This window comes from Candidatus Thiodiazotropha endolucinida (genome assembly GCF_001715975.1).
Lineage (GTDB): Bacteria > Pseudomonadota > Gammaproteobacteria > Chromatiales > Chromatiaceae > Thiodiazotropha > Thiodiazotropha endolucinida.
Genome location: NZ_MARB01000021.1, coordinates 25,454 through 42,151, shown reverse-complemented (window position 1 = coordinate 42,151; position 16,698 = coordinate 25,454). Strand labels below are relative to the sequence as shown.

Genomic DNA, 16,698 nt, shown 5'->3' with positions numbered 1-16,698 from the left:
CTCTAGAGACAAAAATTTGACGCATTCAGCTGCGATTCAGCATTTATGAGGGATGATGCCAGAAACGTGCCAACAGACTATTGCAGAGTATAGCCAAGTGAATAGTGCTCAGGGGATTGAAAGATGATCGTGCGAATTGAAGCCCTAATCCTCCTGTTGGGGCTGATACTCGCCGGATCATCAGTCGCGGCGAAAGCGCCGGTGCTTGGGGAGTATCTTGAATATACACTGAAATTTCGCGGCGTGGTGACAGGTTTCGTGGAACTGGACATCGCGAAAATGACCATGGCGGTGGAGCGCAAGATGGGACATGTGGATGACAATCCGGCCTATGTCACCAACCTGCAACTCACCACGGAGCCCTACCGTAAGGCCGAGATGCTCTATCCTGTGAGATTGACCTATCGCAGCTGGCTGGATGCTCACAAACTCCACCCGCTTGTGGCGGTTAAATCCCTGAAAACGAGGGAGCATAAAGAGGCGCTGATGTGGTTCGATCATACCCAGGGCGAGGCCTATAACTACCAATCCGGCAAGTCGGATAACGAGGAGGCAGGCAAACCTCCGGTAGGCTTAAAACAGATTACGGAGCTACCTGACGAGCAATGGGAAAGATTATTGCAGACCCATCGCGTTGCCTTTGATGGCAGCGAGGCATTGGATTACATCAGCTTTCTGCATCGTCTTCGCGGTATGCCGCTGAAACCGGGTACCCAGCTCGATTTCTCCACCTTCAATGGCGAGAAACTCAATGCATATCATATCAAGGTGGGTCAGGAACGGTTGGTGAGAGCCGGTTGGAACCGGCCTGCCTTCAAGGTCAGGTTGTGGGAGATTGACCCGGAGAGTGGCAAAAAGGATAACAAGGTGGATCTCTGGTTGAGTGACGATGAGGAACGCCTGTTACTGCGTTTCTATGCGGAGCGTGCCTTTGGTGCCATGGAGGGGATTCTTGATACGGGCCGCCCCCTTGATGGCGAAGATGCTGGATTTTCCGAAGCGACCCGCTCCTCCCTCGAGACCTATCTCGGCTTCTAGGGCCAATTGGATTCGTGTTAACAGGCCCTAGGTTATTCCCTGCCCCTTCGATTAATCGTCTGCGATATCAAATTTTGCCTTGCCTTCGGATGGATCCTGTTCGGGCTGTACCACACTCAAGTGATCGATGTTTGGGATGGGTGCAGGTTCAACGGGTGTCTGGCAATCTTCCAGGCTGCCCTGGTTGGCTGGCGCCATACTTAAAGCTGCCGTGTCGATCCTGGCTGGTTCAGGGGGCGATTCTTCAATCAAGGTCGCTCCCGGTTTATCCAATTCCAATGAGGATGTATCGATTTCCAGAGGTTCCGGATCCGGGGATTCATCCAGAGTGATGCCGGGTTTGTCCATATCAAGCGAGCTGATATCGGGAATCTCCACAGCCTCCACTGTCGGTGCACAGTCGCTCAGGTCGAAACCTTGTGCCGATGAGAGTTCATAGTCCGGAACGGCAATGGGCGGGGTATCCGAATGGCTGTCAGCCGGTGATTCCATGGGTCCATCCGCGAAAGTCAATTCGCTACTTGCCTGATGAGAATCGGTGGCGACAGCCTTTGCCTGCTCCGCCGGGCGGCTTTGTTGAGTCGGTTTAGCAGTGGGAGGAGGGTCGCCGGCAGGTACGATATCCACCAAACCGCCTGCATCGCGAAACGTGACTCGAAACTTAATTGCCCGATCCATATCCACGCCCCTTTTTATCGGGATCGGTTTGCCACTGAAGAGCCGATCAAGTTTGTCGCCTTGCAGCTTGAAAATAGCACCGATTTTACGTTTCACCTCCACCGGGTCACTATCCTTGATAATGGCTCCGGAGAAATAGACGTCATACATTTCGCCAGTCATGGTTGAGCATCTCCAGGTTCACGGTCAATCTTCCAGGACCGTTTATTGATACTGTAGACATCTTTGTCCTGAAGAAAAGGGATCACCAGCATTCCCGTGAGCCTGGTCGTTATTCGGGGGTCTCTCAGGGATACGATGCCGATATCCATTGCTTGCTGTCCTAGTCTGGGTTGCTGGCGATAGGTGCCCATCAGGCGGTCCCAGAGTGAGAGATTGAAACCAAAGTTGCTGTTTGTCTCATCGGGCTCCACGGAGTGGTGTACCCGATGCATGTCAGGGGTCACGACGAGCCAGCGTAACACTCTGTCGATGCGGGTAGGAAGTCTGATGTTGGCGTGATTGAACATCGCCATGCCGTTGAGCAGTACCTCGAATATCACAACCGCCACTACCGGTGGGCCCAGTACGGCGATGGTCGCGATCTTGATCAGCATCGATAGTATAATCTCAATGGGATGAAAACGCGCCCCGGTGGTGAGGTCATAATCGGGATCCGCATGGTGCACCCGGTGCAGGCGCCAGAGCATCGGGACGGCGTGAACCATCACATGTTGCAGGTAGATCACCAGATCCAGGATCAGAATGGCGATGATGATAGTCAGCCAGGGGGGCAGTGCGATGACGTTCAACACCCCCCATTGGGCCTGTGTGGTGAACAGTGCCATTCCTACCGCTGCTGCCGGAAACAACAGACGCAACAACAGGGTGTTCAGTATCACAATACCGATATTCGCCAACCAGCGCCGGGAGCGGGGAACACGTAGTTTGCGGCAGGGTGAGGCGACCTCCCACAACGCCATTATGGCGAACACTGAGAAAAAGGCCGTTAACCGGATAGACAGCTCATGATCGAGAATAAAGTCAGACATGTATAGTTTGCTTGAGGCCCGGGTAATAATTGATTAATCTCAAGTTTAACCGACTAAGTTGGCAAACTTAACTTTAAGATTCGACAGCTATAATCGCAGATTCTTCCCTAATGGGGTATGGCGGTGTCTATAATCGTAGATATATCATGGAAAATAGATATCACAGACCACAGAATCCCTCGCGGGGAAAAATCAGAGGCTTGCTCATAATTTGAGGCAGTATTCAGTCTATGTTTGAGAAAGATCCACGCACCTTCTCTCCTGAATTCAAGAATCTGTCGCCGGAGCAGAAGGCGATGGTCAAGCTTGAGATAACCTTGACCAACTTCTTCAAGAACTTCGATAAGAGCATGTCCCGTTGGGAGCGTATGATCTATCCCATGCTGGTGGTTGTCGGTGTGCTCGGATTGTCCGGTTTCTACCTCATCTACAACGTCACAACCGATATGCATACACTTACGGAACAGGTGGATCCGCGTATGGAAGACAATCTGCAATCGATGTCTAACCACATGGGGCAGTTGACACGGAATATCCAGATCATGACGGAACAGATCACTGTTTTGGTGGAGCGGGTGGACAGTATGGAGCAGCATATCGCCGCAATGGACGGTAATATCGGTGCGCTCGCGGTTGACGTGGGTAACATGAAACAGAACGTGGGGCTGATGACGGTGAATATCGCAGATATGAATCAGGCCATGCGTACAATGACGGTAAACACCGGTTTCATGAGCCGCGACATCAATCAAATGGGGCGTCCGATGGACTTTATGAACTCATTTACCCCATGGTGAATCAGCAGCTGATCGCGGCCTAATTGATCATCTGGTCAATGACGCCAATATCAAAGACTTGTGCTGGTGATTCACAGTCTCAAGCGTTTCCTTTGTCCTGCATCCCAATGCCCTGTTGAGCGGCAAAGTCGAGCATTCGCTTAATCGGGATTACCGCGCGTGCCCTGATCGCTTCATCGATATGAATTTCATTCCCACCGGAATCGAGAACCTGTTCCAGGTTCTGCAGTGAGTTCATACCCATCCAGGGACAGTGGGCACAGCTGACACAGGTCGCTCCCTCGCCAGCGGTAGGTGCCTCGATAAGTACCTTATCGGGCGCCATCTGCTGCATCTTATAGAAGATGCCCCCGTCGGTGGCAACGATGAACTCCTTGTTCTCCAGCTCCGATACGGCTTTGATCAAGGCGGTGGTGGAGCCGATGACGTCAGCCTGTTGAATTACGTTTTCAGGGGATTCAGGATGAACCAATACCGCTGCATCCGGGTGCAGGCGTCGAATGCGTTCCAGTGCCACCGCCTTGAATTCTTCATGAACAACACATGAGCCGGGCCACATCAACATCTCCGCTCCCGTGACCCGCTGTACATAGCTGCCCAGGTGTCGATCCGGCCCCCACAGAATTTTCTTTCCCTGTTCGGCCAGGTGCTTGACGATCGGTAATGCAATGCCCGAGGTAACCACCCAGTCCGAACGGGCCTTCACTTCGGCGCTGGTGTTGGCGTAGACGACCACGGTATGGTCTGAATGGGCATCGCAGAATGCGGTGAACTGATCGGCAGGGCAGCCCTCATCAAGGGAACAGGTGGCGCCGAGATCCGGCATGATGACCCGTTTTTCCGGGTTCAGGATCTTCGATGTCTCACCCATGAATCTGACGCCGCAGACAACCAGTGTATCCGCTGAATGAACTGTGCCGAAACGTGCCATCTCAAGGGAGTCGGCAACGCAGCCACCGGTTTCTTCGGCAAGAGCCTGCAGTTCGGCGTCGGTGTAGTAGTGAGCCACCAATACCGCATTTTGTTGTTCCAGCTTACGGCTGATTCTGGCCTTGATGGCTTGCTTCTCCTGGTCGCTGAGAGAGGGCCATTGAGGGTGCTCGGGGACTACGATCTTGGTAAGATTGAGTGGTTGGGAATTCATGGAGTTCTCATTTCTCTATTTTATAATTTCGACCTGGGATGGATTGATTACCCGGTAGGTTTTGGCCGGACGGTGATTTCCAATACGGGAGTATTCACCTGTCTCCTTGATGATGTTACGGGCAAGTATCCCCTTGCGAAAGTTGCGCTTGTCCAGGCTTTCATTCAGCAATATCTCATAGACCGACTGCAGTTGACTGAGTGTGAAGGATTTCGGCAGCATTTGAAAAGCGATGGTGGTGTAGCCTAACTTGGACACTAAGCGTTGGCGTGCCAATTGAACAATATCGGCATGATCGAATGCCAGTTCCGGCAGCTGGTTGATGGCGAACCATGCTGTGAGCGCCGCATCGCTGGATGCCTTGGGCGTCAGAAGGTCGGATTGGCTCAATGCATAAAACGTGACACTGATTACCCTTTCCCGTGGATCACGTTTTGGATCACCGAAGGTATACAGCTGCTCCAGATAGACACCCTCGACCCCCGTCTCTTCCAGCAATTCACGTTTGGCGCATGTCTCAAGGTCTTCGTCGATATTCAGAAATCCCCCCGGTAGGGCCCACATCCCCTGGCAAGGAGGATTGCCGCGCTGGATCAGCAGTACAGACAAGGCGTCCTGGCGAATGGTGAACAACACAACATCAGTGGTCACCGCCGGGTGAGGGTAGTCATAGCAGTGTCGGTGGGTTGGAGGCATTACTCTGTCTGACGTGGATGCCTGGATCGCTAGAATCACTCCGTTACTTCTTTATTACAGCTTAGTGTATCAAATACACATTTATTGCACCAGTACTTCTCCAGACAGAAAACCGGTGGGTTTGCATGGTTATGGCGGGGGCGACCAATCCACATGTCTCGGCTCGGACAAGCTACTGGCAATCCCACATGTCACTAAGTAGTAGCATGAACTCTCTCTCAGAGCGCGCTGGAGGGGTTAAAGGTCGGAATGGGTATGCCGTTATTAAACTTGAGTAGAAAGGTGGATTTCTTAGAACAAGGTAATATGAAACAACCCAATCAGGCAAAGTACAGGGTACAGAAGCTGCAGTACCTACCGCCACTGTCGGCGACGGCTACCCGTCTACTTGGGATGTTGGGTGATGACAGTTTTACCTTGCATGACCTGGCGGGTGTCATCAATCAGGATCCAGGGCTCAGTGCGAGAATTCTGGGGCTCGCCAATTCAGCCTATTTCGGCCAAACAAAACCGATTCTCACCCTGGAAGACGCTATTATTCGCGTCCTCGGTTTGAACATGGTGAAAAGCCTTGCATTCAGCGTCGCTGTCAGCGGCGTGTTCGAATCCGATGCTTGTAGTGGTTTCGATTTACAGGAGTATTGGGGCCATTCACTATCTATTGCCATGCTCTCCCGGCAGATCAGCCTGGCTGTCAAAAACGAAATACAGCCGGATGCTGACGGGATCTATTTGGCGGGGCTTCTATTCGAAATTGGTGTGCTGGTCTTGGTGCATGAGTTTCCGGAGGAGTATGCCAGGGTACTGCGGGTGTCGAAACAGCAGCCCGATCAGGATCGGCTGGAACTTGAAACAGAAATAATCGGGATCGACCATCGTCAGGCGGGAATCTGGCTGGGCCATCGTTGGCATCTGCCCGAAATGGTGGTCCAAATCATCGCACAGGGAGCAGGAGAGGGGATTGATTCGGACAATCACTGTGATGCCGTGCTTGTGGGCAATGTGGCGGAGTGGATTAAGAGTCCGCTACCCACTGAATCGAAGCTGACACAGCCATTGTCTGGATTGGAAGTGAAATGCAGGATGTCGAGACAACAGTTGGATACCATCATGACGGATTTTCTCGGCAAACAGGAGGAGATTCATATGATTGCCAATATGTTGGCCAAATAACCGGAGCATTGAATGGATCTCTCTTTTAATCAGACATCCATGGACTTGCGAGAGCGTTTTTTTAGTCTGCTCGATTCGCTCTCTGCATTGCGCGCGCTATCCCAAATCAACCTTGATGGTATCACTGAAGATGAACTGATCACCAAAGCCTTGGATGAACTGGTACGCTATCAGAATGTTGAAAACTGTTCGGTTTTTCGCATGGAGGGGGATCTGCTTCGCTGCGCGGTGGGTACCAACCTGGATGAAACCCATGCTCAGGTCAGCGGATCTGAGCGTGTAAGACAATCCAGGGAGACGATGCAGTTCAGACCCGGGGAGGGAATCGCGGGTACAGCCTTTAGCACCGGCCAGTTACAATATTGCCGCGACTGCTCCCAGAGCGACGACTTTTTAATCAATACACTGTCCGGCGGTGAGATACCCGGATCCCTGATCAGTGCCCCTATCATGATGGGGAAACAGGTATTGGGAGTATTGATCGCATCCCACCCCTTACCGGAATATTTCGAACCCTGGCAACAGCACACCTTGAGTCTGTTCTGTAGTTGTCTCGGGCAGATCATGTACAACCACAGGTTGCTGAATGATCTGGAGAATGAGGTTGAACAGCGCACCCGGGAGTTGCAAGATGCCTTAAATGAGGCAGATGCACATCGCAAGCGCTATGAACAATTGCTGACTATCGATGAGCTCACAGGATTACATAACCGACGCTACTTCTTTACGGAAGCTGAGGCTCTGTTATCCAGGGCCGTCCGGCATGAACAGAGCTGCAGCTTAATGCTGATCGATATGGATTATTTCAAGCGCATCAATGATCAATGGGGCCATCAGGTTGGTGATGAGGTACTGATTGCCATTGCAAAGGGCCTGAAGGAGGAAGCCCGCGGTGGTGATATACTCGCCAGGGTGGGTGGTGAAGAGTTTGTGGTGATGCTTGCGGAAACCGGTATCGGTGGCGCAGAATTGATGGCACAGCGCATACAGGAGAGGCTGGCGCAACTCGACACAGGGCGCGACCTGGTGGGATTGAGTCTAACCGCCTGCATCGGGATAACCTCGCTGTCACCCGATTACGACCGAGCTTTATCAATCAGTGAACTGCTTGATCAACTCTATTCGAAAGCGGATCGCGCCATGTACGATTGTAAATGCGAAGGTCATAACAGTCGCAGAAGTTTCCTGTGACCCCGCTCGACAGGGTTCGTCTATCCTCCGCAAAGCGTCAAACATTCTCCTCGGCAACCTGCGGCGCCTCGGCCGGCGAAGCGGGTTCGGCTGCGAGCAGAGTTTCACTGCCGGAAGGATTGGTGAACCGGTCATTGAGCGTCTGGATATAGGTGTCCGTTGCCTGCAGGACTTCCCGTAACTCTCTTTTGGATTTGCGTCCCCACCCGGCGGGATTTTTACGGAAGATTGAGCGCCAGGGCTTGGTGCTGCGTAGGAAGGCGCCAACCGGATTACCCTTTATCCCCGCGCTGGACACTTGTTTGCGCAGCCCTTTCAGCAGGCTACGGGCAGCGGCCAGCCTGACCGCAAAATGGATGACTATGAGAACAATGACCAGCAGAGCCGCTAATACCCATGGCAAAGGCGTGTTTACCCCACTTTCGAGCCAGGGTGGGGCAAACTTGAAACCCTGCCAATAGCCCGCATTGACCGAGAATATCAGCAGTGCCAGAAGCAAGCCGCCCATCAACAGGGCATCCCCCAACAATACCCGCTTCTTCCAGCGCCCAAGAGCTGAACTGATCAGGGGTATGCTGCGCTCTTCGATATCCCGTGCAGTTTTTTCAAGTGCGCCAACGATTCGGTAGGCCCGCTCTATTTCAACTTCTTCCATACGGCTGTGGATCTCTTTCAGATCGATATCACGCTTTGTCTCATAGCGTTGTCGCAGGGCCTCATCCTCAATAGGCACCGCTGCATCAGGATTGTAGATCGCATAGAAGCGACCGGCCGTAAGCCCGCGTTCTCCCAATGCACGCTGCCAGGCTGCGATGACATCTTCAGGGTTGTTCTCTCTGGCTGTGGTATCGATCTGGTTCAGGATGTAGAGGAATTTACCGGTGTCATTGCGATGGATGGTGCGCTCGATGAGGTGGCTCAGGGTATCCTGCATGGCGCCGGGTTCAGGATGGCGGGCATCGAAAAAGACCAGTACCAGATCGGAGAGGTCGATAATGTGATCGGTGATGCGCAGTGTCGAGGTTCGTTGGGCATCGGCATCGAATCCCGGAGAATCGATGATGATCTTTCCCCGCAGCTTTTCACTCGGACAAGTCTTGAGCTGGAGGTAGGCATCTATACGTTCACCCTCGCCTTTCGCCACCTTTTCGATCTCGTCAGACATCTGGTAGAAGGGAAAACGGGGATCGGAATCGAGGGCTACGCCGGGCAGGGCATGGGCGGTAGCCTCTTTGCTGTAGCAGATGACGGTAAACTTGTCGTCAACAGCCTGATTGCCCGAACGCTGCAGGGATGTGCCGATGTAGTGATTGATGAATGTCGATTTGCCGGCGGAGAAGGTGCCGAGGATCGAAATCAGGGGCCACCAGGGTATCTGCGTGGCAAATGAGTTGTCGCCTTCCAGCAGCCCAAGCCGGAAGGCGACTGCGTCGAGTTGACGAAAACTCTGTACCGTACTGAGGAGGATTGGGTTTTCCTGTTCCAGGTGGGTTTCTAGGTGTTGCAGGCGTGCCTCAATGACCTTTCCGGCTGGATGCATGTTTATCACACTCCTCGATTACGCTGTCTCGCAGGTATCATTTTTTCTACTTGATAATAGGCAGGTGGTCGAAATCAGATACTTAGGGCTATCTTAATGCCTGCCTCGGCGGCATGCATAATTTTTTTTAACTCGGCGTGAGATTACCGTCGTCTGCGAAGCATTTTAAAAGGTAAAATTTCAACCTTAATTATTGTATGAGTTTTAATCCGTAATGTAACGTTTTGAAGTGCCTTATGTTACTGAAAGTAAAAATAATATTATAATTTGCTGATATTCTTAAATAAATGATTTATAATGGTTTCTGATGAATTTAGTCGGTTGCAATGGCACCCGCCTTCGTAGATACTGGCAGATTCTTAAGCAGGTCGGGAATTCGCCTGCAACTGAATAAAAATGTCGAATAATCTGTAGAGGAGATCGTGATGGCAGAACTGTTTTCCGAGGCATGGATGAAAGATTTTGCAACTCACTGGAATGCAGAACCTGAATTGGCGGACGCCCTGTCTCAAATAGGCTTCAATAGCGTGATCGGTTACGGTTTCGATGGTGACGATACCCCGAAAGGTGTGCTCATCGTGGAAAATGGAAAGGCAGTGGGTGGTGAGGCTTACAACGGCCAGACGATGAACTGGGATATTCGCGCCTCTGAGGAGCAATGGAACAAGTGGATTGCGAAGCCACCCGGTATGATGGGGCTCGGAATGGCCTTTACATCACGCAAGATGAAATTCATGGTCGGCGACTATTCATCCATGATCAAGGATCCACGTATGGCGGGGCCATTTATCAAGAGCTTTTCCGTTATGGGGCGTGTCTGATAGATGTGTGGTAACGGGATATCCCGTACCGATAGTGAATCAACACCAGGTAGTGTGAAATATGGGTTTTAGATCGAAGGCGCGGATTCTGGTTGCCAGTTGTGCATTTTCCCTTGTAACGACCGGATTGCAGGCACAGCCCAATATGAGCGGTGGTGACCACTTCGTGGTTCAGCAGACACAGGGCGTACCCAATGTCTCTCTTGGCGGTACAGTGGTTCCCTACAAAGAGGTTACCCTGTCTGCGCAACTCCCTGGCAGGGTGAACTATCTTGCCGGTATCGAGGGCGATACATTCAAGGAAGGCGATCGTCTGGTGGAGTTGGATGACAGCGAGTTGATGGCCAAACGGGAAGCGGCGCTGGCGCAGCTGGCGAATGCCGACGCCCAGTTGCGCAATGCCGGCGTGCAGTACAGTCGCGAGTTGTGGTCGCCTAAGTCGAGATCCGCCATGGGCGGCATGGGTATGCCGAACCTCTTTGATCAGATGTTTACACGTCCGATGGAAGACGCCTTCGGGGAGCGTGATCAAGGCGCCGAACGCAGGGCGGATATCTTCTCCTCGCAAACCAACATTCAACAGGCGAGAAATACCATCTACCGGGTTCAGGCTGAGATTCGGGCCATCGACGCCAAGCTGCGCGATGCCAAGAGTCTCGCCCCCTTCGACGGTGTGATCATGAAGAAATTCGTCGAAGTCGGCGATACCGTGCAACCGGGTCAACCGTTATTGAAATATGCCGATGTGGAGTATCTGCAGATCGTGGTGGATGTGCCCGGCCGCCTGCGTCCCGGCCTGAACGAAGGCATGATGCTACGGGCGGAACTCGATGTGGGTGATCGAGATGTTCCTGTTCGGATTGCTCAGATCTTCCCCATGGCCGATGCTCAAAGACACACCGTAACCATCAAATTCGACCTGCCCCAGGGAGTCTCCGCGCCGGGTATGTATGCGAAGGTTTTGGTGCCCGACTTCAATGCGCCGGCCCGTTCCAATCCGGTCATACCGAACAGTGCAATACGCTATAACGGAAGCCTTCCCGGCGTCTATGTAGTGGGAGAGGACGGCAAGCCGATGCTGAGGCTGATTCGCGTCGGTGAAAAGCTTCCGGGTGGAGAATACAGTACTGTATTGTCGGGGCTGCAGGCGGGCGAGCGGGTATTGCGTAATCCACCTCTGGGAATCAGTGCCGGTTGGACCTCCTCGCAGGGTCAGTAGTGCGGAGGTTATGCGGGGATTCCCAGGGTTTTCACGCAAAAATAAAGTACTCTCAACACTTAAAATCACGATGCGGGTCAGGGTCTTCGACAGGGCCTGCCCGATATCAATGCTTCGAGATTAAATATGAGCCAGAACGACGAGAAACTCGATCAGCTCCACTCAACCGATCCTAACTACGAGGCGCATCTGGGTATCGCGGGTAGAACCGCCCGTTTCTTTATCCAGTCTCCTCTCTCGCCGCTCTTTTTCCTGGCCATGATGTTGATGGGACTATTGGGCCTTATCATCACGCCGCGTCAGGAGGATCCTCAGATCTCGGTGCCGATGGTGGATATCTTCGTGCAATATCCGGGCGCGGCGGCGGATCAGGTTGCCGCGCTGGCCATTGAACCGCTGGAACGGATCATGTCGGAGATCCCCGATGTGAAACATGTCTATTCAGCCTCTCAGCGAGGTGGCGGCGCCGTCACCATCGAATTCGAGGTGGGTGAAGAGATGGGCCCCTCTCTGGTGAAGGTGAACGATAAGATCGATTCCAACATGGATTTGATCCCACCGGGCGTGATGCCGCCATTGGTGAAGGCGAAGGGTATTGACGATGTGCCGGTGGTGACACTGACCCTATGGTCCAAGGACCTGGACCGGGATGGGGCGCCCGATGTTGACGACGGGCAACTGCGGATGTTGGGCCACGATGTGCTGCAGGCCCTGAAGGAACTGCCCGATACCGGAAACGGATTTGTCGTTGGTGGTCGGCGGGAACAGGTCACCATTGAAGTTTTTCCGGAAAGATTGGCGGGATACGGCATCAGCCTGGACCAGGTTGCCAATACGATTCGCACTGCCAATGCGGAGCAAATGGCTGGTGGTGTTGAGACCGGTAGTACCCATTTCAATGTGGTAACCGGGTCGTTCTTGGAAAATGTCGAAGACATCAACCGGCTGGTGGTCGGTACCCACAACAACGTCCCGGTCTATGTGCACGACATCGCCCGGGTCAAGCAGGGGCCGGAGGATGCCAAGCAGTTGGTGGGCTACTACACCGGTGCGGCCAGCGACCTGGAGATCAAGGCCGATGGTGTACCTGCGGTGACGCTGGCGATCGCCAAAAAAGAGGGCTCCAACGGCGTTACCGTGGCCAATGCCATCAAGGAGCGGGTCGAGCATATCAAAGGGTCATTGATACCGGACAATGTGGAGGTCAGCGTCACCCGCAACTACGGTAAGACGGCCGACGACAAGGTCACCGAACTGATCTTTAAGCTTTTTATGGCTACCGGTTTTGTATTCCTGCTGGTGCTGGGCGCCTTCCGTGCGTTCAGGCCGGCCATTGTGGTGGTGCTGGTTATCCCGGTGGTATTGCTGATGACCATATTCAGCGCCTGGGTGATGGGATACACCATCGATCGCGTCAGCCTGTTCGCATTGATCTTCTCCATCGGTATCCTGGTGGATGACGCCATCGTGGTGGTGGAGAATATCTATCGGCGCTGGCTGGAAGAGAAGTCCACCGATGTGGTTACCGCCGTGGATGCGGTCAGGGAGGTGGGTAATCCTACGATACTGGCCACCTTCACCGTCATCGCGGCGCTGCTACCCATGGGGTTTGTCAGCGGCATGATGGGGCCCTACATGGAACCGATCCCGGCCCTTGGCTCGGTGGCGATGCTGATCTCCCTGTTTGCCGCTTTCGTATTCACTCCTTATCTGACCGTCTCCCACTGGTTGAGGCCCAGCATGCGTTACCTGGAAGTGGCCGGTGCGCGGGAACACAAGGAGTCTGAGTGGCTGGAGCGATTGTTTAAACGCATCCTGATGCCGATGATCGAGTCGCCTCGCAAGGCACGGCTGTTCAAGCTGATCATGTGGGGCACCTTCCTTGTCACCTGTTCATTCTTCTATTTCAAGTGGGTGGCGGTGAAGATGTTGCCGTTGGACAACAAGCCGGAGTTTTCCGTGGTGGTGGATATGCCGGAGGGGACCGCCCTGCCGGTGACGGCCAACCTGGCCCATCGTATGGCGGAAAAGGTCCGTGTCATGCCGGAGGTTACGGCGGTTCAGGTCTACGCGGGTACCGCCCGTCCCTTCGATTTCAATGGTATGGTCCGCCACTACTATCTGCGCTCGGAGCCCTGGCAGGCGGAAGTGCAGGTGCAGCTGCTGGACAAGACCGATCGTGACCGCACCAGTCACGAAATCGCGGTCCAGACAAGGGAGGTGCTGGGTAAGCTCATCGAGGGTACAGGCGCCAAGATTGCAGTGGTGGAGATGCCCCCGGGTCCCCCGGTGCTGCAGTCTGTCGTTGCTGAAGTGCATGGGCCGAGCCCGGAAGTCAGGCGTCAGGTGACACGTGATCTGACCGATATATTCGAGCAGACAGAGAGCCTGCGTGATGTGGATAACTACATGCGCGATCCCTATCAGTACTGGCGTTTTACCGTTGACACCGAAAAGTCGGTGCGGCGGGGTATCTCGGTTGATACCATCAACCGCAATCTGGGGATGGCCCTTGGCGCCTCACCCTTGGGCGATGTCAAGCAACGCGCCGGTCATGAACCGATCAATATCATGATGCAGGTGCCCCTGGCCGAGCGATCGGAAATCACCCGTCTGGGCGATCTGCCGATCCAGTCCAGCAGCGGTATCACCGTACCCTTGCGTGAACTGGGTCGTTTCGAGCAAGTGCTCGAGGATCCGATTATCTACCACAAGGATCTGCGGGATGTGGAGTATGTCGTGGCGGAAGTGGGGGGCAAGCTGGCGGCTCCCGTATACGGCATGCTGCAGGTACAGGATCTCCTTGCCGAAAATGAGTACAAGGCACCTGACGGTGTTGCCATCAAACCTGACTGGCTCGGTCCGCCCGATAACGACTCCCAGACCGGCATTGAATGGGCCGGTGAATGGACGGTGACTTTTGAAACCTTCCGCGATATGGGCGCGGCGTTTGCGGTTGCTCTGGTTTTGATCTATATCCTGGTCGTATGGGAGTTCGGCAACTTCCGTATACCGGCACTGATCATGGCCCCAATTCCTTTGACATTGTTGGGGATCATTCCCGCCCATTTCATCTTTTTCCAGGCTGGCTGGGGAGGGGAATTTACCGCCACTTCGATGATCGGCTGGATCGCCCTGGCGGGTATCATCGTGCGTAATTCGATCCTGCTGGTCGATTTCTCCATCCATCAGGTTCAGCAGGGTACCTCCGTGGTCGACTCCGTGATCATGGCCTGTAAGACACGGACCCGTCCGATCATGATTACAGCATTCGCACTGGTCTGTGGTTCATCGGTGATTTTTTTCGATCCGATTTTCCAGGGAATGGCGATATCCTTGGCCTCCGGTGTACTGGTCTCCACGGTGTTGACATTGATTGTGATACCTTTAGGTTGTATTGCCGCCAGTAAGGATATTATGGAAGTGGCCGCCACTACCGCACCGGCTGGAAGCAGTCCTGATGAGGATAGTGAAAAGAAACCGGCCGAGGCAATACCTGCAGTTGCCCATACGCAGGTCTCTCCCGAGGCTAAATCCGAGGTTGTGAAAAACGACTCCCTACCTATCAGGATTTGGCAAAAAGTCATCGCTGTCGTCACTATGCTGTTCTATCTGATCAGGGCGATATTCCTGGTGATCGGGCAAATGTTTAAAGGACTATTTCGGAAAGGCAAGGCCCCTCAGCTACCGGATGCCCAGCCGGGCGTAAAAAAGGGAGGCGGTACGGCTGGCGGCTCAGGCAGTGGTGGCGCAACGACACCCCAGACTGGGTCACCATCATCTGCTAGCGAAGATGTGCCGGTTGCTGCCGCGCCTGCGACGACTACTGACAAAGCCAGTCAGCGCCCGAAAGAAAAAGTGGCGGCCCCATCTAAGGTTTCAGTGGATACACCTGGGGATCAGTCGGCAGAAGACCTCAAACCAAGAAAGCAGGCCACTAAAGCTGATGCCGTTGGGAAACAGAAAAAGAGTGTCAAGAAAAAGCAGGTCAAGCTCGCTGAGAAAGGGAAGGGTAGGACGAAAGGTGATTCCAGAAAACAGGCAACCAGCAATCCCAAGCAAAAAAAGCGCCCTTCGGCCCTGAAAAAACAGGCGGCGAAAAAGAAAGCGGCATCGGCCAAGAGCAAGGGCAATGGATCACCGGGATCCGATACCCAGCAAACAAAGACGGTTCCCAAGCCGGCCTCAAATGTGACGGAATTTCCGATACGCAAAAGGGCCGCGAGAAGAGGGATAAGGCTGAAGTAGTTTTTGGCTTGTTAATCCATCGCTGCAGACAGGCCACAGTAGCTGCACACTACTTGTTATGGTGCCGGGTTGGTGAGGCTAAACCCGGACGTTAGGCGGTCGATTACCACTCAACCAGGTCCTGCCTCTGTCGGTATGGTCTATACTCATTTTGGCAAAATGGAGTGGTAGTTTGCGTATTGATGCATTGCTCTGGTTAGTCTCTCTCTTGTGTCTGGTTGGTCTTGGTGATGTCCTGGCAAGGGAGCCCTATGCCGATTTTCAGTTCCGCAGCCAGACTCAAAACAGATTGGGCTTGCAGCAAGATCACTATCGCTGGCGTCCCTTGAATGAGGAAGAAGAGAAGCTCATTGAATCATCTGACGACTCCGCTAATATCCGTCTCCCAAACCAGTCGACCCTCAATCCGTCATCGGTTATCGATTATGCCGAGACACCGCCAGGTCTTCCCCGTGGCGTCTATAGGCCGGTAGAAGAGAGGCATACCATCACCCCTCACATGGACGGGTTTAGATTTCGTGAACTGACCCCGGACGAGCAACTCCGCATTAAGCGGAGGAATGAACTCTACAATCAATCCTGGCAGCCGGATCGAAGTGATAACCGGTCAATTCATTCATCCGGTGGTTATAGTCACGGCCAACCGGAAATTCAGCGACAGGGGGCCTATAAGTTCCGTCCTGATAAAAGACTGGATAAGAAGCGCGGCGGGAATTGGGGGCGTTCACAATCATTTCCCTACAATCCTGCATTTACCGATGCCTATCAAGCGCCGATGTTCCGTCCTGAATAGGGGGTTCCTGATGACGATCGTTGCACTGCATCTATTGATTCCAATCGACTTCATGCAAAAACAGCACAGTGGTGGTTTTGTACAGACCTGTTTACCGCTAAACTGTGTTGTAAATTGAAACAGGTCTAGGAGTTCGTCTTCACCTTACTGTCCAGTCCCACACTGGGCCGCATAGAAGTGACGAGTCAGGGCTGCATAAATAGATGATGGACCAAATTAACAGGTAATCAAGATGAGAAACAAGACGTATGCACTACTGATTACAGGGATAATCTCCGTGATGCTTATGCCGTTGACGTTTGCAGTGGAGGGTGCCTCCTATCCTGGTA

At 53.3% G+C, this 16,698-nt stretch carries 13 protein-coding genes; 8 read left to right on the top strand and 5 right to left on the bottom strand.

Features of this window, described 5'->3' with window-relative positions; translation table 11 throughout:
* Window positions 1-123: 123 nt before the first annotated feature.
* Window positions 124-1,038: a DUF3108 domain-containing protein gene (locus CODIS_RS15905; RefSeq protein WP_069126939.1), complete on the top strand. Its 915-nt coding sequence runs from the start codon at window positions 124-126 to the stop codon at window positions 1,036-1,038.
* Window positions 1,039-1,089: 51 nt separating this feature from the next.
* Here CODIS_RS15905 and CODIS_RS15900 read toward each other — a convergent pair whose 3' ends face one another.
* Window positions 1,090-1,878 carry a hypothetical protein gene (locus CODIS_RS15900; RefSeq protein WP_069126938.1) on the bottom strand — a complete coding sequence of 263 codons (789 nt, stop codon included), beginning with the start codon at window positions 1,876-1,878 and terminating at the stop codon, window positions 1,090-1,092.
* On the bottom strand, window positions 1,875-2,747 hold the full coding sequence (locus CODIS_RS15895; protein WP_069126937.1) for a sterol desaturase family protein: 873 nt from the start codon (window positions 2,745-2,747) through the stop codon (window positions 1,875-1,877). Before CODIS_RS15895 ends, CODIS_RS15900 begins: the two co-directional genes overlap by 4 nt.
* 230 nt (window positions 2,748-2,977) lie before the next feature.
* Between CODIS_RS15895 and CODIS_RS15890 the strand changes: the two genes are divergently transcribed.
* Window positions 2,978-3,544 (top strand): hypothetical protein, encoded by a 567-nt coding sequence (locus CODIS_RS15890; protein WP_069126936.1) that lies wholly within the window; start codon window positions 2,978-2,980, stop codon window positions 3,542-3,544.
* Between the two features lie 79 nt (window positions 3,545-3,623).
* On the opposite strand, the gene nadA is transcribed toward CODIS_RS15890, so the two are convergent.
* Together nadA and CODIS_RS15880 are read right to left on the bottom strand one after the other, a co-directional pair.
* Window positions 3,624-4,688, bottom strand: a complete 1,065-nt coding sequence (nadA, locus tag CODIS_RS15885; RefSeq protein ID WP_069126935.1) for a quinolinate synthase NadA — start codon at window positions 4,686-4,688, stop codon at window positions 3,624-3,626.
* A gap of 15 nt (window positions 4,689-4,703) precedes the next feature.
* Complete coding sequence (locus CODIS_RS15880; RefSeq protein ID WP_069126934.1) at window positions 4,704-5,384, bottom strand: NUDIX hydrolase; 681 nt, start codon at window positions 5,382-5,384, stop codon at window positions 4,704-4,706.
* 306 nt (window positions 5,385-5,690) lie between these two features.
* Between CODIS_RS15880 and CODIS_RS15875 the strand changes: the two genes are divergently transcribed.
* Entirely contained in the window at window positions 5,691-6,557 is an 867-nt protein-coding gene (locus CODIS_RS15875; protein WP_162420253.1) for an HDOD domain-containing protein, read from the top strand.
* 12 nt (window positions 6,558-6,569) lie between these two features.
* A complete protein-coding gene (locus CODIS_RS15870; protein WP_235615252.1) occupies window positions 6,570-7,748 on the top strand; it encodes a GGDEF domain-containing protein in 1,179 nt (392 codons plus the stop codon).
* Window positions 7,749-7,785: 37 nt separating this feature from the next.
* Here CODIS_RS15870 and CODIS_RS15865 read toward each other — a convergent pair whose 3' ends face one another.
* Window positions 7,786-9,288 (bottom strand): dynamin family protein, encoded by a 1,503-nt coding sequence (locus CODIS_RS15865; RefSeq protein ID WP_069126932.1) that lies wholly within the window; start codon window positions 9,286-9,288, stop codon window positions 7,786-7,788.
* Window positions 9,289-9,713: 425 nt separating this feature from the next.
* Between CODIS_RS15865 and CODIS_RS15860 the strand changes: the two genes are divergently transcribed.
* The 4 genes from CODIS_RS15860 to CODIS_RS15845 all read left to right on the top strand — a co-directional run bounded on the left by CODIS_RS15860 (window position 9,714) and on the right by CODIS_RS15845 (window position 16,369).
* Window positions 9,714-10,109: an SCP-2 sterol transfer family protein gene (locus CODIS_RS15860; protein ID WP_069126931.1), complete on the top strand. Its 396-nt coding sequence runs from the start codon at window positions 9,714-9,716 to the stop codon at window positions 10,107-10,109.
* A 145-nt stretch (window positions 10,110-10,254) separates the two neighbouring features.
* Window positions 10,255-11,328, top strand: coding sequence for an efflux RND transporter periplasmic adaptor subunit (locus CODIS_RS15855; RefSeq protein WP_069126994.1), 1,074 nt, complete (start codon window positions 10,255-10,257; stop codon window positions 11,326-11,328).
* A 126-nt stretch (window positions 11,329-11,454) separates the two neighbouring features.
* Window positions 11,455-15,576 (top strand): efflux RND transporter permease subunit, encoded by a 4,122-nt coding sequence (locus tag CODIS_RS15850; RefSeq protein ID WP_069126930.1) that lies wholly within the window; start codon window positions 11,455-11,457, stop codon window positions 15,574-15,576.
* Between the two features lie 172 nt (window positions 15,577-15,748).
* A complete protein-coding gene (locus CODIS_RS15845; protein WP_069126929.1) occupies window positions 15,749-16,369 on the top strand; it encodes a hypothetical protein in 621 nt (206 codons plus the stop codon).
* The last annotated feature ends 329 nt before the right edge of the window (window positions 16,370-16,698 follow it).

What these genes read in the sequence shown, in the direction of transcription:
- CODIS_RS15905 (WP_069126939.1), top strand. Translation starts at nt 124, where the DNA reads ATGATCGTGCGAATTGAAGCCCTAATCCTCCTGTTGGGGCTGATACTC.
- CODIS_RS15900 (WP_069126938.1), bottom strand. Translation starts at nt 1,878, where the DNA reads ATGACTGGCGAAATGTATGACGTCTATTTCTCCGGAGCCATTATCAAG.
- CODIS_RS15895 (WP_069126937.1), bottom strand. Translation starts at nt 2,747, where the DNA reads ATGTCTGACTTTATTCTCGATCATGAGCTGTCTATCCGGTTAACGGCC.
- CODIS_RS15890 (WP_069126936.1), top strand. Translation starts at nt 2,978, where the DNA reads ATGTTTGAGAAAGATCCACGCACCTTCTCTCCTGAATTCAAGAATCTG.
- nadA (WP_069126935.1), bottom strand. Translation starts at nt 4,688, where the DNA reads ATGAATTCCCAACCACTCAATCTTACCAAGATCGTAGTCCCCGAGCAC.
- CODIS_RS15880 (WP_069126934.1), bottom strand. Translation starts at nt 5,384, where the DNA reads ATGCCTCCAACCCACCGACACTGCTATGACTACCCTCACCCGGCGGTG.
- CODIS_RS15875 (WP_162420253.1), top strand. Translation starts at nt 5,691, where the DNA reads ATGAAACAACCCAATCAGGCAAAGTACAGGGTACAGAAGCTGCAGTAC.
- CODIS_RS15870 (WP_235615252.1), top strand. Translation starts at nt 6,570, where the DNA reads ATGGATCTCTCTTTTAATCAGACATCCATGGACTTGCGAGAGCGTTTT.
- CODIS_RS15865 (WP_069126932.1), bottom strand. Translation starts at nt 9,288, where the DNA reads ATGCATCCAGCCGGAAAGGTCATTGAGGCACGCCTGCAACACCTAGAA.
- CODIS_RS15860 (WP_069126931.1), top strand. Translation starts at nt 9,714, where the DNA reads ATGGCAGAACTGTTTTCCGAGGCATGGATGAAAGATTTTGCAACTCAC.
- CODIS_RS15855 (WP_069126994.1), top strand. Translation starts at nt 10,255, where the DNA reads ATGAGCGGTGGTGACCACTTCGTGGTTCAGCAGACACAGGGCGTACCC.
- CODIS_RS15850 (WP_069126930.1), top strand. Translation starts at nt 11,455, where the DNA reads ATGAGCCAGAACGACGAGAAACTCGATCAGCTCCACTCAACCGATCCT.